The following is a 21,236-nucleotide window of genomic DNA, read 5'->3' on the forward strand; positions in this document are numbered from 1 at the left end:
GAGTCTATTTCAAAGGAGCAATCCAACAATGTCCACATATTCGTTCGGGGTGATCGGCGCAGGAATCATCGGCGCCGCCGTGGCCCGCGAGATCACCCATCGATTTCCGGGCGCAGAGGTCACCGTCCTTGACAAGGCAGATGCCGTGGCTGCCCACCAGACTGGACACAACTCAGGTGTCGTCCATGCCGGACTGTACTATCAGCCCGGTAGCCTCAAAGCGCGCCTGTGCCGCCGAGGCGTTGACCTATTGCACGACTACGCCGGCGAAAAGAACTTGCCGTTCGACAAATGCGGCAAGATCGTGGTGGCACTAACACCGGAGGAAGAGGTCCGACTGCGGGATATCAAGGAGAAGGCGCTAGCCAACGGTGTGCCCGACATCGAACTACTCGGTCCCGAAGGCATCCGAAGCGTTGAACCTAACGCAGTCGGCCGAATGGCACTGCACTCACCCCATACCGCGATTATCGATTACGCCGCGGTCACGCGCGCGCTCATTGATGACGTCCAGCGCGCTGGGGGGCGCGTGATTCTGGGGGCCGAGGTCGTCTCCATTGCCAATAGGGAACAGGGTTGTGCAGTAACCGTGGCGCGTGGCGGCGAGCAAAGCATCCACACCTTTGATCACCTCATCGCCTGCGCCGGACTGCAGTCCGACCGAGTCGCGCGTCTGGCAGGAGGGGCTGCCTATCCTAAGATCGTGCCGTTCTTTGGCCAGTACTCGCAGTTAGCCCCCGAACATCGAAACATCCTGAATGGCCTGGTGTATCCGGTGCCGGATCCGGCATACCCATTCTTAGGGGTTCACCTCACTAAGCGGGTAGACGGGGAGATGCTCGTCGGCCCCAACGCGTTCTTGTCTTTTGGTCGGGAGAACTACAACGGCTGGCGGATTGGGCTCAAGGACAGCATCGACGTGGCGGCCAGCCCGGGCTTCTGGAAGTTCGCCGGGCAAAATATGCACGCCGCGGTGCAGGAGTTCGGTGCGGTTCTTTCCCGTCAGAAGTTCCTGGCCGGTGCTGCAGCATATGTGCCCAGCCTGGAAGGAGCCGTATCCACACCCATTACCCGCGGCATCCGCGCACAGGCCATGGATCGACATGGCCGCCTCCTCGATGACTTCGTCATCGAGGACATCGGTAGCGCGACCCTAGTGCGCAATGCGCCCTCGCCCGGTGCAACTTCGTCACTTGCAATCGCAGAACACCTCGTCGAAACAATCGGCGACCATCCCCGCTTTACCAAGTATGGTTCCCGTGGAGAAGGGGGTCGTGGCTAGTAGTACTTGGTTAGGTCTTTTAATCTGTGTCGGGTCCTGTTAATCGCGCCGCATGCGTCAGGACGAGATTGAGTGGGTGCGGGGTGAGTTGGAGTCGTTCGTGGCCGAGGTGTTCGCCTCGCTGTCCCGGAAGGACCAGCGGGCCAAGGGCGGGTTGTACCTGCGGGGTTTGATGCTGGAGGGCCGGCGCAAGTCGATGCAGCCGATGGGCGAGCGGCTCGGGATCGACTACCAGTAGCTGCAGCAGTTCGTGTCGTCCTCGCCCTGGGCCGTGGAGCCGGTCCGCCGGCGCCTGGCGGCCAAAGCGATCGGGTTGGTCCAGCCTCAGGCGTGGGTGATCGATGACACCGGTTTCCCCAAGGACGGGCCGGCCTCCCCGGGGGTGGCTCGTCAGTACTCCGGGTCGCTGGGCAAGGTCGCCAACTGCCAGATCGGGGTGAGCGTGCACGCGGCGACCGATGCCGCGTCTTGCCCGCTGGGCTGGCGGCTGTTTTTGCCCGAGTCCTGGGACGATGTGTGCGCCGAGACCAACGAGGACGCCGAACACGCCGCGGCACGACGGGCGAAGGCCGCCATCCCGGACACGGTGCGGCACCGGCCCAACTGGGAACTGGCGTTGGAGATGCTCGACGAACTCGCCTGTTGGGCTGGCCCCGACGCCGGTAATCTGTGCCAACGCCGGATACGGGGCCCCGGCAATGCTCGAGGCTCTGACCAGAGCGAATGATGTACCCGATAAGGATCAGATCGAGCTCTATCGGCTCGCAGTTCCTGAAGGCGCCGAACCCGTGAGGGTGTCGGTGGGCCTCCTCACCAGGGAGGTTCGCGATCAAGTGGCTGTGCTCTTCCCCGACGGACTGAGCATCCTCGGTCGTGAGGCCCGGAAACAGAAGAACGTGAGTTTCCCGTCAAGGGCGCTCAAGTCCCGTTCTGGGGTATCCAGGCGGTCGATGTGCGCACCCTGCGGGACACTGAGACCGCGCTCATCGTCTCCGGCAACGACGGGTCGAGACCTTATCGGCTCGCCTACATCATCGCCGATTATGTCGAGGTCCAGTCCTTCGCCAAGGATCTCGAAGCGGCACGAGCGGCCGATGCGCAGCGGCGGTCCGGGTAGCCGAGCGCGAAGGTGACTTCATCGCTGCCACAGGAAGAACAGCCCGCGGCATTGCGCTAGATGCGCGAGATGACCGGAATGCCCGATGACGCCTACGAAGCGATGGTTCGACAGGTCAGAGAGGGCCGGACTGCTTCGGAGTGACGTCCTCGTCGCGGAACTGCCGGAAACTGGACGTGAAGAACCAGAAGACGGCGCCTTGGACGAGTCCGAAGAGCAGTGTCTGCCACCAATTGAATGAATCGTTGCCCCATCCGAGGAAACTCATCCCGAAGTAGACCAGTGGGAAGGCTACTGCCACAAACACACCGAGCTTGATGCTCTGGCGATCCCTGAGTAGCTTCTTCATAGATCTCTCACGCTACCCAACAATCCTCATTTCGCAAGTATGTTTGCTGAATATGCTGTCTCGTGAGGCACTTTTCGGCACCTATCGTCGTTCGCAGGGGAAGTTCGCGCAACGAGTTCGAGCGTCCCTTACCGGTCCTCGCACACCATCGCGTTGCGGAGGGTTGTTTCGACACGAACGGTGACTGATGCCTAGCGGACTGTAGGACGTGCCACCAGCGGGAGGGGATAGCACGAACGGTGAGAGCTGCTCACGGTGAGCGGCGCCCTGCAACTCGAGCTCCGAAGGATAACCTCCGCGCGTCTACCGCCCGGTGGTGATGGAGTCGTCGGTGATGCCGCGAGCCCGACGCTCTTCGAGGCGAGCGCGCTGCGGTTCGACCACGTGACGCGGGTCCTTCGTCGATTCGATTCCGGCTTCCAACACGCCGAAACGCGTGTACGCCGAGGCGGCAGCGAGCGCCGCACCGGAGACGACGGACAGCCCCCGCAGCACAGCCCGAGTCTTCCAACCGCCACCCAGCTTCTTCGCGAACACGCGCGCCCCCACCTCGACGGCGGCGGCACCGACGGCCCCGGCGATGAGCAGCTTCTCGGCCCGATGCAGCTTGTGCCCCGGTTCGCCGTCGTCCAGCGGATCGATCTCAGCCGGGTGCATGCGCTTCCTCATCGCCGACATCGCGTAGGCCTCACCAGCGGTCCCGGCGAGCGCGAGCAGTCGGGCAGGTCCGGTCTCGGCTACCGGTGCCAATGCCATCGCGGCACCTCCGGCGGCCATCGACGCCGAGGACACGAACACGTACGGCAGACCATTGCGGCCGGCGGCGTTCCAGGTCGGAACGGCCGTCGCCCCGAGAAGCACAGCGGTATATGCGGCCAGCGGAGTGGCGAAGAAGGCGGATTCGACGGCCGCCGGCGTCTCCATGGCATGGAGCACCTTGCGCAGCGGGCCCAGAGGCAACAGCTTCTCACCAGTGATCCGGTCGAGTTCGATCGCGAAGGTCACTCCCGATCCGACACCGAAGCCCGAGAGGATCCACGTGCCCAGGCTCATCGGCGACGACACTTTGACGACGCGCATCATATTGAGGAATCGTTCGGGCCTGCCTAGGTCGGCCACGAGAGCGGCACCGCCGATGCCAGTGGCCGCTATTGCAGTCATCCGGGAGGCGATGCGCAGACCCGGCCGGTCGGTCAGCTGCGCGCCAAAGCCGAGCAGAGACGAACCGCCGGCCAGACCGCCGAGGAACAGGTACGTCCCGATCTCATCGCCCCACGGCGGGGCCTTGACGATCGGTCGACCGTAGTAGGACGTGAACTCGACGTCCTCGACCATCGGCATCTCACGGTTGCCGTCGGCACCGCGGTTCTTCCACCCGCCGCCACGACCGTTGCCGCCGCGACCGCCCCGACGGCCACCGGAATCGTCAGGTCCGCTGGGACCTCCACGGCCGCCTCGGCGACGTTTTCTGCGTCCGCCTTCCGGCTCGGGTGGGCGGTAGGAATCGTATTCTGAAGTGCTCATGAACGGCGGCTCCCGAGGAACGCGAGTCCGGCCGCGGCGACCATGCCCAGCGCCGCGATCCCGGCGTTGGCGTACATCTTCGGCAGATCCTTCGTCGCGACCCGTGGGTCCGGCGGCAGGCCGTAGACCTCGGGTTCGTCGAGGAGGAGGAACACGGATCCGGTGCCGCCGACCCCGTCGTTCGGGTTCGCCCCGTAGAGGCGAGCTTCGGTCAGTCCCTTCGCGTGGAGTTCGGCCACGCGGTCGTGCGCCTGCTCGACCATGTCCTGACGGTCGCCGAACTTGATCGACTGAGTCGGGCAGGTCTGCGCGCAGGCCGGTTCCTGACCCTCGACGAGGCGGTCGTAGCAGAGGGTGCACTTGTTCGCGGTGCCCGCGTTCGGCACATCCATGTCCGCGGCCTTGCGATCATCCCGGTCGGTGGGGGTGTTGATCGTGCCGTCGTCGCGGCGTTCGATGACGCCGAAGGGGCAGCCGGCCACGCAGGTTCCGCAGCCGTTGCAGACATCGTTTTGGACGACGACGGTGTCGAATTCGGTGCGGAAGAGCGCGCCGGTCGGGCACACGTCGAGGCAGCCGGCGTGCGTGCAGTGTTTGCATACGTCGGAGGAGATCAGCCAGCGGAAGTCCGCGGTGTCCGGGGGTGTCGTGTCGACGTTCGACAGGTCGGTCGGCTCCAGGGCACCCGGTGCCAGCAGATCGACGTTGAGCTCAGGCGTCGTCGGCAGACCGGCGGAGGTCCGGCCCTCCGCCGCCGCACCCAGGGCCCCGTCCAGCGGCTGCGCCGCGGCAGACTCATCGGTGCGCGGGCGGATCGTGGGCATGCCGAGATTGACGAGCTTGCGCCCGGATTCCCTCGCCTTCTCGATGCGTTCGGAATCCTGTTCGATGAACGCGACGTGCCGCCACGTGTTCGCCCCGAGACTGCCCGTGTTGTCATACGAGGAACCGAGCAGTTCGAAGGTGCCGTCCTGCGGGTTGCGGTTCCACTCTTTGCACGCGACTTCGCAGGCCTTGCAGCCGATGCAGATCGAGGTGTCGGTGAAGAATCCCTTGCGGCTGTGCGCGGAATCGTGCCAGTGTCCGTCCGCCAACGTGCCGTCGTCGATCGTCGGTGTCGACATCAGTCGTCCTCCTCCTCGTTCTCCCGGCCTGTCTCATCAGCCTGGCCATCCCGAGCCGCGCGGGCGCGGGCTTCCGCTTCGGCCACCTCGGTTTCGGCGATCGCACTGCCGTCGGCGTGCCGGCCGTGGTCGGGATCGCCGTCGCTGGGGTCCCCGTCGTCGGCGCGGTTCGACACCGCCGTCTCGGCGGGTTCGGTGGGTTCGGCCGCCTCGGTGGGTTCGGCCGCCTCGGTGGGTTCGATGGTGATCCTACCGCTGCGATCATCGGCACTGTCGACCGTCGCCGAGGCGGTCGTGCCGTCACCGTCGGAGACGCCATCGCGTCCCCCGTCCAGGGTCCTGCCCGGGGTGACGCCGACGGCCGAGTCGCCGCCTCGGTGAGCGTGCCCACCGGCGCTGCGACCCTGTCCGGCGTGATGGGAGGCCGCGACATCCTCGGCGGAGACCGTGACCTGCTGGTTTCCGGATTCGGGGCTGAGCCCGGCCTCTCGCTGGTACTTCTCGACGAAGTCGACGAGTTCGGGCCCGCGGGGACGCCGACCCGGCACGATCGTGCCGGCCACGTATTTGCTGTTCTGGATGTAGACGTTGGGGTCCATCGTCACTCCGAGCAGGTCGTTGGCGGAATCGCCCTCGACGACGGCACCCTGACCGCCCACACCCCAGTGGTAGGGCAGACCGATCTGGTGGACGGTCTTCCCGCCGATGGTCAGCGGAGTCATCCGCTTCGTTACGAGCACGCGGGCCTCGATCGCCGCCCGCGGGGAGACCAGGGTGGCCCAACCGTAGGGTTCGAGCCCAACCTCGGCGGCGAGTTCAGGTGAGATCTCGCAGAACATCTCCGGCTGCAGCTCCGACAGGTACGGCAGCCACCGGGACATGCCTCCGGCGGTGTGGTGCTCGGTGAGTCGGTAGGTCGTGAACACATAGGGGAAGACCTCGGATCCCGGCACCCCGGCACCGGGCGCGGACAGGTTGTCTTCACGGCGCATGACCATCCGAGTCGGGCTGTTCTGCTGGGAGTACAGCGGGTTCGCGACCGTCGATTCCTGTGGTTCGTAGTGAGTGGGAATCGGTCCGTCGATCATGCCGCTGGGTGCGAACAGCCACCCCTTGCCGTCGGCCTGCATGATGAATGGATCGTCACCGTCGAGGTGTGCAGGGCCCCCGTAGGCCTGATCCGACTTGGCCGCCGGTGCGCGTTCGATCGGGAAGTCGGGCACGTCCTTGCCCGTCCACTTCCCGGTTTCCTCGTCCCACCACACGAACTTCTTCCGCTCCGACCAGGGAGTTCCGTCGGGTGCGGCCGAGGCACGGTTGTACAGGATCCGGCGGTTCGCCGGCCATGCCCACGCCCATTCGCCGGCGGTCTCATCCTGCTCATCCCGCGGTTTGCGGCGGGCGGCCATGTTCTGGCCTCCCGCGTAGACGCCGGCGTAGATCCAGCAGCCTCCGGCGGTGGCCCCGTCGTCGGTCATCTGGTTGAAGTTGTCCAAGGGCTCGCCGTCACGGTCGCCGCCGATGAAGTAGCCGTTGATCTCCTTGACGACCGCTTCGGCGTCGACTTCGCCCTCCTCGTCGACCGGGTAATCCCAGGTCATGTCGAGCAGCGGCCGATCGCGGGGGTCGTCGGAGTCTTTCAGCTTCTCGCGCACGGCTTGGCCGAGCTCATAGAAGAAGTCGAGTTCGCTCTGTGCGTCCCCGGGCGGGTTGACGGCCTTGTGGCGCCACTGCACGAGACGTTGGGTCTGCGTGAATGTGCCGGCCTTCTCCGTATGGTTGGCCGCGGGCAGGAAGAACATCTCGGTGTCGATGTCCTCGGTCTTCAGCTCCCCGGTCTCGATCTCGGGGCCGTCCTTCCACCAGGTGGCGGATTCGATGAGGCTGAAGTCGCGGACGACCATCCACTTCAGGTGGCTCATCGCCATGCGCTGCATGCGCCCGTTGGCCGAGCCCACGGCCGGGTTCTGCCCGAGCAGGAAGTATCCGTCGACTCCGTCGTTGAGCATCCGCACCGCGGTCTGATAGGTGCCGTGGGCGCCGTTGATGCGCGGCAGATAGTCGAAGGCGAAGTCGTTGTCCTTCGTGGCCGCATCGCCCCACCAAGCCTTGAGCAGACTGGTGGCGTAGGCGCGGCCGTTGGCCCAGTAGCCTTTGTGGGTCTCCGGCGTGCCGACGGCTGCGACGTAATCGTCGAAGGTGTCGTGGACTCCGGCGCTCGGCATCGGCAGGTAGCCGGGCAACAGGTTGAACAGGGTCGGGATATCGGTCGAGCCCTGGATCGTCGCGTGCCCGCGCAGCGCCATGATTCCACCGCCCGGTCGACCCATGTTGCCCAGCAGGAGCTGGAGGATCGAGGCGGTGCGGATGAATTGCGCGCCGAGGCTGTGCTGGGTCCACCCGACCGCGTAGGCGAAGCACGTGGTCCGTTCCCGGCCCGAGTTCTCGGTCACCGATTCGTAGAGGTAGTCGAAGTCTGCGGGTTTGATTCCGCAGTTCTCCTCGACCATCTCAGGCGTGTAGCGCGAGTAGTGGTGCCGCAGGATCTGGAAGACCGACTTCGGGTCTTTCAGGGTCGGGTCCTTGAGCGGCGCACCGTGCTCATCCGTCTGGTACGACCACGTCGAGTTCTCGTACGAGTTCGTGTCCGGGTCGAACCCGGAGAACAGTCCGTCGAGATCCTCGGTGTCGACATAGTCGTCGCTGATGAGGTTCGCGGCGTTCGTATAGGCGCGCACGTACTCGTCGAAGTAGCGGCCCTCGGTGAGCACACGGTTGATGAGCGCACCGAGCAACACGATGTCGGAACCGGCCCGGATGGGCACATGCTTATCGGCGATCGCGGTGGTGCGCGTGAAACGAGGATCGACGTGGATGATGCGGGCACCCCGGGCCTTGGCCTCGCTCACCCATTGGAAGCCCACGGGGTGGCACTCGGCCATATTGGAACCCTGGATGATGATGCAGTCAGCATTCGCCATATCCTGGACGGGTTGTGTGGCGCCGCCGCGCCCGAACGAAGTTCCCAAACTGGGAACGGTGGCGGAGTGTCAAATACGCGCCTGGTTCTCGATCTGTATCGCCCCGGCCGCGGTGTAGAGCTTCTTGGCGAAGTAGTTCTCCTCGTTGTCGATGGTCGCCCCGCCGAGGCTGGCGATGCCCATCGTCCGCCGCAGCGGGTGGCCTTTGTCGTCGAAGTCCTCCCAGTGGTTGCGGCGGGCTTCGATGAATCGGTCGGCGATCATGTCGATCGCGGTCGGCAGGTCGATCTTCGTCCAGTCCTTGGCCTTCGGGGCCCGGTAGAGGACGTCGGTGACACGACCGGGAGCGTTGACGAGCTGTTCGCTGGCTGCGCCCTTCGGGCACAGGCGGCCGCGAGAGATCGGTGAGTCCGGGTCGCCTTCGATCTGCACGACCTTGTCATCCTTGACGAAGATCTTCTGCCCACAGCCGACAGCGCAGTACGGGCACACGGATTGGACGACCTTGTCGGCCGTGACCGTGCGTGGAGTGGTGTCCCGAGTCTGCTGGGACACGACGGATTCGCCGCGTCCCGTCTTATCCGACGTGCGCAGCTGCCGGAGTACCGGCCACTCGAGGAAGCTGAACCGAGCCATGACACCACCTTAGCCCCTCACAGGGTGGAAATGCACCAGGTGAGACCGGGTTTTCGACCTCATCTCAGGGGGCTGGGGAATCGCCCGGTTCGCCGAGGCGGCTGCGCGGTCATGATCGACCGCGCAGCCGCCTCGGTGCCGGGTTCCGGGTCAGGGTCTCTGCGTTGGCTGAGTTCAGATCCGGCGGGCCAGGAGGATCGCGTCCTCGAGTTCGGCGGGTTCGCCCGACGGGGAGGTCACCTCTCGGGCGCGGGTGTCGGCGAGTTCGATCTCCCACCGGTGCGGGCTGGCGCCGATGAGGAGGGCGAAGTCTCCGTTCGGGCTGACCAGTTCATGGTGGTGGTCCATGCCGTGTTCGAACTTCTCGCTGTGTTCGGCGGCCCACGGCGGCATCGTCGCATGGGAGACGAGCAGGAGGGCGCCGCCCGGTGCCACGTGTGCGGCGACGCGGGTGAGCAGCTCTTCCCGGGTATCGGGCAACCGGGTGTGGAGGAAGGATCCGGTGACGAGGTCGAAGCCGCCTCGGCGGTCGGGGCCCTCCGGTTCCCAGGTGGAGACGTCGGCGACGGCGAATTCGGCGGAGATTCCGCGGGATTCGGCGGCCCGGCGGGCACGGTCGATGGCCGTGGTCGACAGGTCGATGCCGGTGGCGTCCCAGCCGTTCTCGGCCATCCAGACGACGTCGGCGCCTTCTCCGCAGCCGACGTCCAGGACGCGGCCGGGGGTCATTTCGGAGACGACGGCGACGAGGGATTCGTTCGGGTTTCCGGACCAGATGGCGTCGTCGGCCTCGGCGTAGCGCTCTTCCCAGGCGGCCACAGAATCGGGCACGCCGGCGCCGTCTGCGGCGGTGCTGTCTGAGTGGGTGTGGTCGTTGTGGCTGCTGGTCGCTGTCACTTGTCGACGCCCGGGTCGGCCGGGATCGAATCGGGGGCGGCACCGTCCGCGCCGTCGGTCTCTGCGGCAGCGGCGGCTTCCTGTTTGGCCAGTTCGGCACGGACCTCGTCCATGTCGAGTCCCTTGACGGCGGTGATGACCTGTTCGAGCTGCGGGGCGGCGAGCGCGCCGGGCTGGGCGAAGACGACGATGCCCTGGCGGAAGGCGACGAGGGTCGGGATCGAGGAGATCGCGAAGAGTCCGGCCAGCTGCTGCTGGGCTTCGGTGTCGATCTTGCCGAAGACGATGTCGGGGTTGGCCTCGGCGGCCTGCTCGAAGACCGGGGCGAACTGCTTGCAGGGGCCGCACCAATCGGCCCAGAAGTCGAGGAGGATGATCTCGTTGTCGTTGATGGTCGACTCGAAGTTGTCTTGCGTGATTTCGATCGTAGACATGCCGTCCAGTCTAGGAGCCGCGGATGAATATCGCCTGGACGGAGGTCATCGACGGCTCCCTGCCGGCTTCAGTCGGGGTCCGGGCAGGCTCAGCCGACGAGGTCCGCGATCGGTTCGTCGTCGATGATGGCGGTGAACACGGCGTCCGCCTCGGCGGATTTGACCACCCGGTTGGGATCTTCCGGTGCGGGTGTCCACGGCATGATCTCGACGGTGATGTCGTCCTCGGGCACGGAGGCAACTGTCGTGGCCAGGGAGGCGAGCGCTCGCATCGAGTCGAGTTCGTCGTCGACGCCGATCGTCGAGGTCACAGCGTCGAGGAGTCCGTAGAGGCGGTCGGGCCGGGAGAGAACCTGGCCGCTCTTGGCACGGTCGATGATGGCCTCCATGACCATCTGCTGGTTGCCCATCCGCGAGATGTCGCTGCCATCGCCCACGGCGTGCCGTGTCCGGGCCAGGGCGAGGGCGTCGTCTCCGCCGATCGTCTGGTGACCGGCGGGCAGGTCGAGGTTCGCCTTCGGGTCGTTGAGCGGTTCGTCGAGGTCGACGGTGATCCCGTCGAGTGCGTCGACGATCGCTGAGAATCCGTCGAAGTCGACGTTGATGAAGTGGTCGACGCGTACCGCGGTGAGTTCTTCCGCCGCTGATACGGAGCAGGCCGGCCCCGCATTGAGGGCCGAGTTGATCATCCCGTGCGTGGCCGCCGACGCGCCGTGGCCGGTGTCGTCGCAGGCGGGAATGTCCATGATCGTGTCACGTGGGATCTGCACGGCGTCGATGCGGTCGCCGTGGGCGGCGACGTGAGCGAGGATCATTGCATCGCTGCGAGCCCCCTCGGCGCTGCCGAAACCTTGTGCCGAGGAGGTTCCGGAGTTCGCGCCTTCACCTGTGCCCGAGTCATCGGAGGCCTCCTTCGCCGACTCGAGATCGCGAGTGTCGGATCCGATGATGAGGACGTTCGTCTCATCCGTGAGCTTCTCGGGAACGTCGCCGCCGTGGGCGCGCAGCGGGGAGGAGGAGATATTCGAGCTGAGGTTGTGCACCGCCGCCGCGATCGTCACGGGGGCACCGATGATGAGGACCGCAGCCACGGCGACGAAGGTGCGCCGGCGCCGGTACTTCGCGGCGAGGCGTCGCTGCCGGCGGGGTCCTGGCGGCGGTGATGATTCTTCGTTGTCCACGGTTCGGGTGCTCCTGCGTCCGGGGTCACGGCGGATTGCATACAAAATGGAATGTATACAATCCTAAATGCCTGTGCGGTCGAGTGCACATCGCTGTGTTCCATCTCTCGACTGAAATCATTCGACCGAAATCACCCGCAGAGCGATCACTCTGTTAAGCTGGAAACGTTCTCGCACAGAAATGTGCGGAGCAGATGGTGTCTGAAGAGCAGGTAGATTCGCTCGTCACCATGTGTTTGCCCGTCGGCGCGTGTCTGCCTTCCGCGCCCCTCATGATTTTTCCCAGTTCAGTCGTCTGACGACTTCCGTCCAGCACCTTCGAGTGCATGATCGAAACCGAGTATCCCCGCGATTTCGTCTGAAACAGAGACCTCACATCAGAGAACTCATCTTCGCCAGCGATTCCGAGTCCTCGGTTCACCCACAGTTTTTCGTTGGATCTGCGTCTGAAGATCCAGTCCAGCCAGCGGGAAAGCCGGATCCAGCAATGGGTTCGACCATCACGATCGCAGCAGCGGTCATCAGTTAAAAAATAAGGATACAAAGATTATGGCAACAGGTACCGTGAAATGGTTCAACGCGGAAAAGGGTTTCGGATTCATCCAGCCTGACGACGGTTCGGCTGACGTGTTCACTCACTTCTCCGCGATCGAAGCCTCCGGCTACCGCGAGCTCACCGAGGGTCAGAACGTCGAGTTCGACTCGGAAATGGGCTCCAAGGGCCTGCAGGCGACTCGCGTCCGCGGCCTCTGAGACTCTTTGAGAGTCTCACCTAGAGACTTCTGAGATTCACCAGCGACCCTGCGTTCACCCACTTGGTGTGAACGCAGGGTCGCTGTCATCTCCTCCCCAATTACTACCTGACGGGGGCCCAGCAACCTGGCGCCAGGTTGCTGGGCCGCCGTCAGGTAGCAACTAGTGGTGGGCTAGGAAAGTGCAGAAGTCATCGACTCCGCTGAGCTCGATGTCGTTCCGCCGTCTGGTTTCCCACGCCGAGCGGGTCAGGCGCCAGCGTTGGATGCGTCCCGGCTCGCCTCGGCGGATGTCCCAGTCGACGCCGTTGCGCTCGTACCCCAAGGCTTCAGACACCTTGTTCGATCCGATGTTGTCGACGAACGCATCGGAACCAGCTTCTCTCGCTCCGAGCCCCGCGAACGCGAGATGCAACAGAGCACTGCGCATCTCGGTACCGAGACCGCGACCGCGTACATCCGTCGACAGCCAGGAGAAGGTGGCGAAGGTGCCGCAGGTATCGAACTTCTCGGCAATGAGGTCCTGCATCCCCACGGGCTCACCGTCGACGATCACGGCGAACGCCAACCGGAAGTCAGAAGGAGAGAAGCGCCCCCGTCCACGCCATACGCTCTGGAGCCACCTGCTCACCCGCACGTCCGGGTCGGATTCGTAGAACGACATCGGATCGTCGTAGGGGGCGGGTTCCGCGAAGACCTTGCCGTCCCGCACGAGAGGGGCGAGCGCCGCGAGCATCTCATCGGCGGCACCGACGAGTTCGAGTCGGTGAGTCTTCACCCGGATCTGCAATGGCGGGTAGCCGATCATGCAACCAACCTAGGCCAGCCGGCCCGAATCCACAATGGTCCGGCAACTCCAGGTAGCGTGGGGTTCGACTCCAGGATGCCGATAGCAGGTGGTGGCCCATGACCGAACCCGATCGCACGACCCCGACGACCGTCGTCTTCGACCTCGGCAATGTGCTCATCGGCTGGGACCAGACAGGGCCTCTGGCCGATCGCATGAGTGCCGATGAATGGCATTCCTTCGCCGAGGCGGCCGACTTCCCCACGCTCAATACCGCAGCTGACTCCGGCGTTCCGATCACCGATATCGTCGCCCGAGCCGCCGAGGCGGACCCCCGCCATGGTGAGATCGTCGCCGGCTACTACGAGAACTTCGACAAGTCCCTGACCGGTCCGATCGACGGCATGGCCGAGATCGTCGCAGATCTCAAGACCGCCGGCATCCGCCTGGTCGGGCTGTCGAACTGGTCGGCCGAGACCATCCACCATGCCCCCGTCGTCGCGCCGGCGATCAGCGAACTCGAAGACATCGTCGTCTCGGGAAAGGTCGGCCTCGTCAAACCCGATCCGGCGATCTTCGAACTGACCCGGGACCGATTCGACCTCGACCCGGCCCGGACTGTCTTCGTCGATGATCTGCCCGCCAATGTGGAGGCAGCTGAACGCCTCGGCTTCATCGGCCACGTGTTCTCAGGAGCCGCCTCACTGCGCACGGACCTGTCCGAACGGGGTCTGCTCGCTCAATAGGGTGCTCAACTCGCGCCGCCCGGGCAACACCCCTGAACGGGCTCCTCACCCGCTGATCCTGTGAGAAATGTCCGCGTCGTCACCGTCGGTGCGTCGAACGCTGGGCCGAAGTCGAATATCATCCCTGATCGCGCCGAGCTGATGCTCAACGTCCGCACCTACGACACTGCGGTACGCAAGAGAGTCATCGCGTCGATCGAGCGGATCGTCCGCAGCGAATGCGATGCCGCTGGGACGCCGAAGGAACCGACCTTCGAGTACTTCGACCAGTTCCCGCTGACGGTCAACAGTGAGGCGGTCAATGACACCATCACCGAGGCGGTCCAGGAGGCGACACCTGCGACCGCGTCGGACCGCGGTCTTTCCTACGAGATCTTCCCGTGTGGTTCGGGCATTCGGTCTCGGTCATAGGTGATCGTCGTGTACCCGTGGGGAATCGGAGTGCCGTCTTCGTCGACTCCGACGAATACGATCTTGTCGATGCTGAGGATGGATCTGCGAGTGATCATATTGCGCACCCGGGCCCTCATCGTCAGTGAGGTGCGTCCGAAATGCGTGGCGAGGAGCCCCATCTCGATAAGATCGCCTTCCCTAGCCGAAGCCTGAAAGTCGATCTCGGAGATCAGCTTCGTCACAACTCGATGGTTGCCGAGCTGGATGATCGCGTAGATCGCGGCCTCCTCGTCGATCCACCTCAGAAGGCTGCCGCCGAAGAGGGAGCCGTTGGCGTTGAGGTCCTCAGGCCGCACCCATTTGCGGGTATAGAAGTTCATCCCCTCCACATCGTGGCGGGCGGAGCTCTCTGTGGGTTGTGCCGTCGCTGTCATGCGATCAGAGTAGCGAGGAGTTGTTTCGCCCTCGTTTCGTCCGTGTCACCGCTTTTCGACGTCATCCTTCATGGCGGTGAGGGTTTGCCGGATGTTCAATCGCTGGAAGTCCGCGAAGCTCCGGCCCCGTGTGACGATGTGGTCGAAGACCCAGGCCAGCCAGTCGGGCCAAGAGCGGCGATCGTCTGTCCACGACTCCGTCACTCGAGTCGCCTCGCCGAGGTCTTCGAACTCGTATGCCCAGCTCGCGTTCGGTCCTTCGATGCTGGGAGTTCGGGGCCCGATCCGGCGCACGGTGAAGGCGAACCGTTTGCCGGGCACAGATTCGGTGACGACGCATTCGGTCACCCACGTCGCCGGCCCGCGACGGTTCGTGCCTTCGAAGACATCGCCTGTCTGCAGCGGACCTGCAGTCGTGCGCGTGCTGGCTCCGGTGTTCTCCGGGCTCCATCGGGCCATCTGGGTCGGATCGGCGATCTGCTCCCAGAGCCCGGCGGCGTCGGCTTTGATCACCATACTGTCGCTGACCTGCATCGTTCGCGTCATCGTCGTCCCTTCTCGATGTGGTAGTGCACGCACCTGAAACCGGCCGTGCACATGGCCCCATTCAAACACGGGTCCTGAGCTAGCCTAGGCACATGGCCGACTCTGCGATGAACGACGAGATCATCGCCTTCCGCCTCCCCGCTCATCACCTCGGTGAGCGACTCAGCCACAACTCACTCCTTGACGCCGCGGGAGCCTCCGGCATCCAGAACAGCCCACCGGGATCCGCTCTGACCGCACTCCATGCGCGGGGCGCCGACCGCATCCGACGACAGCGAACGCGACCGGACCAGATCCGAACTGCTGCGCCGTTGACTGCACTGCTATCAACCGTCGACTAAGCATGACGATCGCAGCCTCCGGCACCGTCTCGACGTCGGTGAAGAGCGCAGTGATCGCTGAGGCAGAGGCGATCGGCGCACTGCGCGAGTCAGACGCCGTCGACATCGAATTCGCGTCAGTCTGAGATCATTCGGCGAGTTCGCTGATCAGCACGCGAGCAAGGGCTCCGAGTCGGAATCGCTCGGGGATCACGGTTCTGATGCCCTGTTCATGCAGCGGTGCTGCGGTGACGTCGCCGACTGCTGCGGCCACCACCGATTCGTTGAACGCCTCGATCACGGCCGACAACAGTCCCTGCTCCTCGGCCGCGGTGAGAAATGCTGCCGCCCCGGGTGCTGAGGTGAAGGCCACGGCATCGCACCTGCGCTCCGCGACGAGTCGGACCGCGTCGATCACGGCGGCCGGATCGGGCGCCGGACCCCAGCGGTAGATGACGAGGGAGCGGACATCGGCGCCAGCTGCGGCGAAGGCCTCATCAAGTCCGTCGGCGCCGGCACCGTGATGCTGTACGGCAATGCGCTCACCATCTACGCCTTCGCCGAGAAGGACCTGCTGGATCTCTGCGCTCGTCTCGGATTCCGCGACCCAGTGAGCGCTCAGTCCGGCCCCCTGAATCGCTCCGCGTGCCTTGGGGCCGCGGGCGTATATCCGTGCTCCGGCGAGCATCGAGTGCCATTCCTCGCGCAGACCCGCGGCTTCAGCCACGTCACCCCAGCCGGTGAATCCGACGCCGGTCGTGACCACGACGATGTCCGGCCTGTCCTCGATGAGTTCACGGGTGCGGGTGACGAGTTCAGGGTCGTCGATATGCGGGATGACGGACAGGGTCGGGGCGTGCACGATCTTGGCACCGTGACGCTCGAGGGCGGAGGCGAGCTGTTCCGCGCGCCGCTGAGCTGTGAGCACGATGCGACGTCCGACCAGCTCGTCGCCGATGTCAGTTTGGGGCTGGTTCATGCTCATATCCTGGTCGCGCAGTCTCACCGGGGCAACTTCCGGCCTTCGAGAGCAGCCTGGTGGGCGAGCATCTCGTCCTTGAGTCCCTGGACTACGGCGGCGATCGCCGGTCGCCGCATCGAATCGGGTCTGAGCACCATCCAGTAGGGCAGTCGCTCGGCCACCGAATCGGGGAAGAGTCGCACGAGGTCGGGGTGACGGTCGGCCATGAAACACGGGAGGAAGCCGATTCCGGCACCCGCACGCGTCGCTTCGACGTGAACGAAGACGTTCGTCGAGGTCAGTGCATCCTTCATCTCGGGAAACAGCCGCCTCGGCGCATCGAGGTCGTCGACCTGGAGCATGGAATCGACAAAATAGACGAGCCGGTGGTCGCTGACCTCCTCCACCGAGGCGGGGGTGCCGTTGGCCGCGAGATAGTCACGAGAGGCGTAGAGACCGAGTTCGTAGTCACCGAGCTCGATCGCCTCTGCCCGATGCACGCGCGGTTCGCCGACGACGACCTCGATATCGAGACCGGACCGCTGCTGCAGGGCCTGCCTGGTGACGGTGACGATCTCGACGCTCAGCCCGGGATGCCGACGACGCAGCTTCGCGACCGCCGTGGAGGCGACATAGGCGCTGAACCCATCCGTCGCGGTCATCCGCACCACTCCGGACACCGTCTCCGGGCCCTGGCCGGGACTCTCGAGTTCAGCGACCGCGATCTCCATCTGTTCGGCCACCGCAACGGCTCGTTCCCCGAGGTCGGTCAGCTCCCATCCGTCATCCGAGCGAGCCAGCACGCGTCCGCCCAAGGACTTCTCCAAGGCGGCGATGCGGCGGGAGACCGTCGAGTGGGTGAGACCGAGGTTGTGTGCCGCCGTCGTGAATTTGGCGGTGCGGGAGACGGCCAGCAGCACGAGCAGATCGTTGGGAGTGGTGTCCATGCCTGCCATAGTGGCACACCTGCAGCAAGCGCGGCCTCGTCAGCGCACGTGGTCCTGCGACGGCGAACGCGTCCATCTCAGAAGCACGACGATCAGACAGATGAGGAACACGATCCCCGAGGTGACCAGTCCGGTGACGAGGATGCCGATATCGGCAGGCAGATCCACGTCCTCGGCCGGTTTGGTCGGTGCCTTCCCCTCCGGATCGATGAGGACGGAGATCGTGTCGCCCTCATCGAAGTCGTCGTATCCGTCCTTGCCGCGGTAGATCAGCGGTTCGGCGACGGGAGTGCCGTCGAAGCGCTCGAGGCTGTAGGTATGAACATAGACCTGTCGCGACCTGGGCGGATTGGAACTGTGTACGGTCTTCTGTTCGACTTGATGATCGGCGACGACCACCTCGGTGAGTTCGCCGGCTTGCGACAAAGCGAGATCCTCGCCGAGCATCACAGTGCCGATGAGTGCAATGGCCACGAACGGTCCGGTGTACCAATACGCCGGCGTGTGTCCCATGAACCTGCGCACCGCCAGAGTGACGCCGAGGAACACGAAGCATCCGAGGATGATCGTGAACAGCAGTTGGTCCGGATACAGGTATCCGATCGTGAAGACCGCACCTGTGCCGACGAAGAAGACAGCACCGGTGATGATGATGGTCAGCGGATTCCGGCTGCCCTGGTTCCAGCGGCGCTCACTCTTCCCGCCGTCACCCCACTTGCCGCGCATCCAGTAGGCGTCCATTCAAGCCCCGCTCGTCACTGCGGCATGTTGACGAATCGGGACTTCGCGCCCTGGAACGCCACGGGGATGTCCATCGTCGGACCGGCACGGTGCTTGGCGACGATGATGTCGGCCTCACCGGCGCGTTCGTGTTCCTTGTCGTACATGTCCTCACGGTGGATGAGGAGGACCATATCCGCGTCCTGCTCGATCGAACCGGACTCACGCAGATCCGAAATCATCGGCCGCTTGTCCGTGCGCTGCTCGCTGCCTCGGTTGAGCTGGGACAAAGCGATGACCGGAACGTCGAGCTCCTTGGCCAGCAGCTTGAGCGAACGGGAGAACTCAGAGACCTCCTGCTGACGGGACTCGACGCGCTTGCCCGAGGACATCAGCTGCAGGTAGTCGACGCAGACCATCTGCAGATTGTGCTGCTGCTTGAGCCGGCGGCACTTCGCGCGGATCTCGGTCAGCGCCATGTTCGGCGAATCGTCGACGAACAGCGGCGCATTGTTGATCCGGGCCTCGGTCGCGGCCAGGGTCGTCCAGTCGTGCGGACTGAGCTCGCCGCGGCGCAGGTTCTGCAGCGGAATCTCGGATTCTGCCGAGAGCAGACGCATGACGAGTTCGTTCTTGCCCATCTCGAGCGAGAAGAACACAGCGGCCGCATCATTGTGGATCGCGGCCGAACGGATGAAGTCGAGCGCCAGAGTCGACTTGCCGACACCGGGACGCGCGGCGATGACGATCATCGTGCCCGGGTGCAGACCGTTGGTGAGGTTGTCGAACTCGGTGAAACCGGTAGGCACACCCGCGGTCTGCCCATCGGTGTTGCCGTTGCGTTCGATCTCCTGGGCCACCTCGCCGAGGATGTCGGAGAGGATGACGTAATCCTCTGTCGTATGGCGTTCGGTGACCTTGTAGATCTCCGCCTGAGCGGAGTTCACGACGTCATCGGTATCACCTTCGGCGTCGTAGCCCATCTGCACGATGCGGGTGCCGGCCTCGACGAGGCGGCGCAGCACGGCCTGTTCGCTGACGATCGCGGCATAGTAGCCGGCATTGGCGGCGGTCGGGACCGACGAGATGAGGGTGTGCAGGTAGGCGGCACCGCCGACGCGGGCGAGGTCGCCGGTCTTCGTCAGGTAGTTCGCCACCGTCACCGAGTCCGCGGGCTCGCCCCGGGAGTAGAGATCGAGGACTGCCTCGTAGATGGTTTCGTGAGCGGGCTTGTAGAAGTCGTCGCCCTTCATCGTCTCGACGCAGTCGGCGATGGCGTCCTTCGACAGAAGCATCGCACCGAGCACGCTCTGCTCGGCTTCGACGTCCTGCGGAGGGGTCCTCAGACCGTCGTAGCCCTGGTCGTTGCTCACTCGATTCCCACTTCCTCACAGCATCGGATCGCCCACCCTCATGTGGTGCGCTCCAACTGTACCCGGAGACCCGGGGAGGGTCCCATCGGCTCGACACCTGCCATCGTAGGATGCGGCACTGACACCGAATCTCAGTCCCGAGTCCTCCCGAATCTCAGTCCCGAGACCTCCCGGCCGTGGCCACGGAGTGCAGAATCGGCTTCGTCAGCTGCAGTCCGGCGCGGATGATGCCGATGCCGACGACCACTGTGAGCAGGATCGTGAGGAAGGTGACCGGCTTGAACACGAGCGCGGCTCCGGCCAGGGGCAGGACGAGCAGCAGCCCGAGCCCTCCGGCCAGCAGGGACACCCAGACCGCCGGGGCCATGACGGCCCGCCCCAGTGCCCGGTGCAGCAGCTGAGTATCGGCGGCGGCGTAGAGGTCGGAGAAGGTGTCGGTTCGGTCGTAGATATCGGCGACCTGGTTGATCACTGCGGAGACACTGATGAGCACGATCGCGATCCCCATGACGAGCAGGACCCCGGTGAACATGTCGTGGAAGAGGTTGATATCGGATGCGGCCATGCCGGAGTCCGAGTCCTCGGCGGCGTCGAGTCCGAGCTGCATCAGCGCCACCCCCGACCCGCAGACGGCCGCGGTGAACGAGGCCATCGCGAGTCCGGAAACGCGTCGCCAGAACCGTTTGGGTTCGTCGGAGACCAGGCGAGCCGCGATGAGGCGCTCCGGGGTGGCGGCCCGCCGACCGGACAGGTGAGCGAACCAGCGGACGAGGAGCCCGCCGAGGAGGTCGACGACGACCAGCCCGAGAGCGAAGAATCCGACCACCGCGCCGAGCACGATCCCTACGCCGAGACCGCCGCTCTGAGTGAGCGCGTACACGACCGGCAGCATGCAGATCACGAGCACCGTGATGATGACCTTGGCCACGGGGAACTTCCGCTCCAGACTCTTCGTCCGCACGCCCAACGGAGAGACCGCGACCTTGCGCAGACCCAGCAGGGCCGAGCCCGCGCAGACCAGGGCGAGGAAGACGACCACGACGAGGATGAGCCACGCGGGCATGAGCATGTTCGCGTACCCGATGGGTTCGCCCATGAAGTGGATGAAACTGACCACCGTCCGATGGTCTCGTATTGCCGGCCGGGGTTTTGATCGGCGCTGCTGACTCGCACGTAGCCGAGGGTCTGTCCGAACAGGGCATCTGAGGGGTTCTCGGAGCCGGTAGGCATATGTGTCCAATCGTTGGAATCGCAACCCGGTTGACAGCGTTTTTCCGGCCGAGATCTCGATTGTCAAAGGGGTATACCCAGTAGACACACCTGCTGCCGTGCGACCAGATATCGTTAGATCATGGAGCTTTCAAGAGGCGCACGCATTGATTTCATCCGGAAGATTCGGGACTCACTGGAGGCACAGTCCTGGGAAGACCGGGATCTCATACTCACCCAGCACGGGATTGAAAAGGACTGGCAGGAGTCGGTTCAGAGTGCACTCACGCAGTCGTCGTCAGAGATTTTGACTGAGCTCGCTCAATACCTCCGACTAGGGCGTGTCTCCTTTATTGACCATTCCAGCACTGACACGGTGGTGTTGTGACTACGAAGCAACGACTGAGGCTACCCTCGAATAGTGGACACCCAAGTTAGCGGGATTCGCAGTCCTGCTGGAAGGATGTTCAATATGTCAGATCAGAAGCGACAGCGTCGCTCTTACACCCCCGAGTATCGGATC

The 21,236-nt window shown here is 64.5% G+C and carries 21 protein-coding genes and 2 pseudogenes; 8 read left to right on the forward strand and 15 right to left on the reverse strand.

Features of this window, described 5'->3' with window-relative positions; all coding sequences use genetic code 11:
- Positions 1 to 28: 28 nt before the first annotated feature.
- From lhgO to HK353_RS15030, 3 genes and pseudogenes are all read left to right on the forward strand, one after another.
- Positions 29 to 1,282 carry an L-2-hydroxyglutarate oxidase gene (gene lhgO, locus HK353_RS15015; protein WP_173157430.1) on the forward strand — a complete coding sequence of 418 codons (1,254 nt, stop codon included), beginning with the start codon at positions 29 to 31 and terminating at the stop codon, positions 1,280 to 1,282.
- 52 nt (positions 1,283 to 1,334) lie between these two features.
- A pseudogene (locus HK353_RS17190) lies at positions 1,335 to 1,981 on the forward strand (IS701 family transposase); the annotation flags it as partial.
- 253 nt (positions 1,982 to 2,234) lie between these two features.
- Positions 2,235 to 2,399: a hypothetical protein gene (locus HK353_RS15030; protein WP_173157436.1), complete on the forward strand. Its 165-nt coding sequence runs from the start codon at positions 2,235 to 2,237 to the stop codon at positions 2,397 to 2,399.
- A 115-nt stretch (positions 2,400 to 2,514) separates the two neighbouring features.
- Here the strand turns inward: HK353_RS15030 and HK353_RS15035 are convergent, their stop codons facing one another.
- The 7 genes and pseudogenes from HK353_RS15035 to HK353_RS17340 form a co-directional block, all read right to left on the reverse strand.
- A complete protein-coding gene (locus tag HK353_RS15035) occupies positions 2,515 to 2,748 on the reverse strand; it encodes a hypothetical protein (RefSeq protein ID WP_173157438.1) in 234 nt (77 codons plus the stop codon).
- Between the two features lie 303 nt (positions 2,749 to 3,051).
- Entirely contained in the window at positions 3,052 to 4,272 is a 1,221-nt protein-coding gene (nrfD, locus tag HK353_RS15040) for an NrfD/PsrC family molybdoenzyme membrane anchor subunit (protein WP_173157440.1), read from the reverse strand.
- Positions 4,269 to 5,396, reverse strand: a complete 1,128-nt coding sequence (locus HK353_RS15045) for a 4Fe-4S dicluster domain-containing protein (protein ID WP_173157443.1) — start codon at positions 5,394 to 5,396, stop codon at positions 4,269 to 4,271. Before HK353_RS15045 ends, nrfD begins: the two co-directional genes overlap by 4 nt.
- A gap of 455 nt (positions 5,397 to 5,851) precedes the next feature.
- Positions 5,852 to 9,013 (reverse strand): annotated as a pseudogene (gene fdnG / locus HK353_RS15050) (formate dehydrogenase-N subunit alpha); the annotation flags it as partial.
- Between the two features lie 174 nt (positions 9,014 to 9,187).
- A complete protein-coding gene (locus tag HK353_RS15060) occupies positions 9,188 to 9,910 on the reverse strand; it encodes a methyltransferase domain-containing protein (protein WP_173157449.1) in 723 nt (240 codons plus the stop codon).
- The gene (gene trxA / locus HK353_RS15065) at positions 9,907 to 10,344 is read right to left on the reverse strand and encodes a thioredoxin (protein ID WP_039211761.1); all 438 of its coding nucleotides are present in this window, start codon (positions 10,342 to 10,344) and stop codon (positions 9,907 to 9,909) included. Before trxA ends, HK353_RS15060 begins: the two co-directional genes overlap by 4 nt.
- A gap of 89 nt (positions 10,345 to 10,433) precedes the next feature.
- Positions 10,434 to 11,525, reverse strand: a complete 1,092-nt coding sequence (locus HK353_RS17340) for an LCP family glycopolymer transferase (RefSeq protein WP_173157451.1) — start codon at positions 11,523 to 11,525, stop codon at positions 10,434 to 10,436.
- A 549-nt stretch (positions 11,526 to 12,074) separates the two neighbouring features.
- On the opposite strand from HK353_RS17340, the gene HK353_RS15075 reads away from it, so the two are divergent.
- A complete protein-coding gene (locus HK353_RS15075; RefSeq protein ID WP_062240453.1) occupies positions 12,075 to 12,278 on the forward strand; it encodes a cold-shock protein in 204 nt (67 codons plus the stop codon).
- Positions 12,279 to 12,440: 162 nt separating this feature from the next.
- Here HK353_RS15075 and HK353_RS15080 read toward each other — a convergent pair whose 3' ends face one another.
- Positions 12,441 to 13,085: a GNAT family N-acetyltransferase gene (locus HK353_RS15080; protein WP_173157453.1), complete on the reverse strand. Its 645-nt coding sequence runs from the start codon at positions 13,083 to 13,085 to the stop codon at positions 12,441 to 12,443.
- A 98-nt stretch (positions 13,086 to 13,183) separates the two neighbouring features.
- Here HK353_RS15080 and HK353_RS15085 point away from each other — a divergent pair, with 98 nt between their 5' ends.
- The gene (locus tag HK353_RS15085) at positions 13,184 to 13,810 is read left to right on the forward strand and encodes an HAD family hydrolase (RefSeq protein ID WP_173157455.1); all 627 of its coding nucleotides are present in this window, start codon (positions 13,184 to 13,186) and stop codon (positions 13,808 to 13,810) included.
- Positions 13,811 to 13,870: 60 nt separating this feature from the next.
- Positions 13,871 to 14,221 carry a peptidase dimerization domain-containing protein gene (locus tag HK353_RS15090; RefSeq protein WP_173157457.1) on the forward strand — a complete coding sequence of 117 codons (351 nt, stop codon included), beginning with the start codon at positions 13,871 to 13,873 and terminating at the stop codon, positions 14,219 to 14,221.
- On the opposite strand, the gene HK353_RS15095 is transcribed toward HK353_RS15090, so the two are convergent.
- Complete coding sequence (locus HK353_RS15095) at positions 14,176 to 14,637, reverse strand: acyl-CoA thioesterase (RefSeq protein ID WP_344217039.1); 462 nt, start codon at positions 14,635 to 14,637, stop codon at positions 14,176 to 14,178. The genes HK353_RS15090 and HK353_RS15095 overlap by 46 nt on opposite strands.
- A gap of 45 nt (positions 14,638 to 14,682) precedes the next feature.
- Positions 14,683 to 15,183, reverse strand: coding sequence for an SRPBCC family protein (locus HK353_RS15100; protein WP_173157459.1), 501 nt, complete (start codon positions 15,181 to 15,183; stop codon positions 14,683 to 14,685).
- Between the two features lie 92 nt (positions 15,184 to 15,275).
- On the opposite strand from HK353_RS15100, the gene HK353_RS15105 reads away from it, so the two are divergent.
- A complete protein-coding gene (locus HK353_RS15105; RefSeq protein WP_173157461.1) occupies positions 15,276 to 15,524 on the forward strand; it encodes a hypothetical protein in 249 nt (82 codons plus the stop codon).
- Between the two features lie 2 nt (positions 15,525 to 15,526).
- On the forward strand, positions 15,527 to 15,649 hold the full coding sequence (locus tag HK353_RS17345) for a hypothetical protein (RefSeq protein ID WP_281063500.1): 123 nt from the start codon (positions 15,527 to 15,529) through the stop codon (positions 15,647 to 15,649).
- A gap of 2 nt (positions 15,650 to 15,651) precedes the next feature.
- Here the strand turns inward: HK353_RS17345 and HK353_RS15110 are convergent, their stop codons facing one another.
- The 5 genes from HK353_RS15110 to HK353_RS15130 form a co-directional block, all read right to left on the reverse strand.
- Entirely contained in the window at positions 15,652 to 16,482 is an 831-nt protein-coding gene (locus HK353_RS15110) for a uroporphyrinogen-III synthase (protein WP_039211752.1), read from the reverse strand.
- Positions 16,483 to 16,505: 23 nt separating this feature from the next.
- On the reverse strand, positions 16,506 to 17,411 hold the full coding sequence (locus HK353_RS15115) for a LysR family transcriptional regulator (RefSeq protein ID WP_173157463.1): 906 nt from the start codon (positions 17,409 to 17,411) through the stop codon (positions 16,506 to 16,508).
- A 39-nt stretch (positions 17,412 to 17,450) separates the two neighbouring features.
- Entirely contained in the window at positions 17,451 to 18,152 is a 702-nt protein-coding gene (locus HK353_RS15120) for a hypothetical protein (protein ID WP_173157465.1), read from the reverse strand.
- A 14-nt stretch (positions 18,153 to 18,166) separates the two neighbouring features.
- Positions 18,167 to 19,504 (reverse strand): replicative DNA helicase, encoded by a 1,338-nt coding sequence (gene dnaB / locus HK353_RS15125; protein ID WP_173157467.1) that lies wholly within the window; start codon positions 19,502 to 19,504, stop codon positions 18,167 to 18,169.
- A gap of 154 nt (positions 19,505 to 19,658) precedes the next feature.
- A complete protein-coding gene (locus tag HK353_RS15130; protein ID WP_173157468.1) occupies positions 19,659 to 20,621 on the reverse strand; it encodes a hypothetical protein in 963 nt (320 codons plus the stop codon).
- Between the last annotated feature and the right edge of the window lie 615 nt (positions 20,622 to 21,236).

The sequence above is a fragment of the Brevibacterium permense genome, from assembly GCF_013280495.1.
In the GTDB taxonomy this organism is placed as follows: Bacteria; Actinomycetota; Actinomycetes; order Actinomycetales; family Brevibacteriaceae; genus Brevibacterium; species Brevibacterium permense.

What these genes read in the sequence shown, in the direction of transcription:
- lhgO (WP_173157430.1), top strand. Translation starts at nt 29, where the DNA reads ATGTCCACATATTCGTTCGGGGTGATCGGCGCAGGAATCATCGGCGCC.
- HK353_RS15035 (WP_173157438.1), bottom strand. Translation starts at nt 2,748, where the DNA reads ATGAAGAAGCTACTCAGGGATCGCCAGAGCATCAAGCTCGGTGTGTTT.
- nrfD (WP_173157440.1), bottom strand. Translation starts at nt 4,272, where the DNA reads ATGAGCACTTCAGAATACGATTCCTACCGCCCACCCGAGCCGGAAGGC.
- HK353_RS15045 (WP_173157443.1), bottom strand. Translation starts at nt 5,396, where the DNA reads ATGTCGACACCGACGATCGACGACGGCACGTTGGCGGACGGACACTGG.
- trxA (WP_039211761.1), bottom strand. Translation starts at nt 10,344, where the DNA reads ATGTCTACGATCGAAATCACGCAAGACAACTTCGAGTCGACCATCAAC.
- HK353_RS15075 (WP_062240453.1), top strand. Translation starts at nt 12,075, where the DNA reads ATGGCAACAGGTACCGTGAAATGGTTCAACGCGGAAAAGGGTTTCGGA.
- HK353_RS15080 (WP_173157453.1), bottom strand. Translation starts at nt 13,085, where the DNA reads ATGATCGGCTACCCGCCATTGCAGATCCGGGTGAAGACTCACCGACTC.
- HK353_RS15085 (WP_173157455.1), top strand. Translation starts at nt 13,184, where the DNA reads ATGACCGAACCCGATCGCACGACCCCGACGACCGTCGTCTTCGACCTC.
- HK353_RS15095 (WP_344217039.1), bottom strand. Translation starts at nt 14,637, where the DNA reads ATGACAGCGACGGCACAACCCACAGAGAGCTCCGCCCGCCACGATGTG.
- HK353_RS15100 (WP_173157459.1), bottom strand. Translation starts at nt 15,183, where the DNA reads ATGACGCGAACGATGCAGGTCAGCGACAGTATGGTGATCAAAGCCGAC.
- HK353_RS15105 (WP_173157461.1), top strand. Translation starts at nt 15,276, where the DNA reads ATGGCCGACTCTGCGATGAACGACGAGATCATCGCCTTCCGCCTCCCC.
- HK353_RS17345 (WP_281063500.1), top strand. Translation starts at nt 15,527, where the DNA reads ATGACGATCGCAGCCTCCGGCACCGTCTCGACGTCGGTGAAGAGCGCA.
- HK353_RS15110 (WP_039211752.1), bottom strand. Translation starts at nt 16,482, where the DNA reads ATGAACCAGCCCCAAACTGACATCGGCGACGAGCTGGTCGGACGTCGC.
- HK353_RS15115 (WP_173157463.1), bottom strand. Translation starts at nt 17,411, where the DNA reads ATGGACACCACTCCCAACGATCTGCTCGTGCTGCTGGCCGTCTCCCGC.
- HK353_RS15120 (WP_173157465.1), bottom strand. Translation starts at nt 18,152, where the DNA reads ATGGACGCCTACTGGATGCGCGGCAAGTGGGGTGACGGCGGGAAGAGT.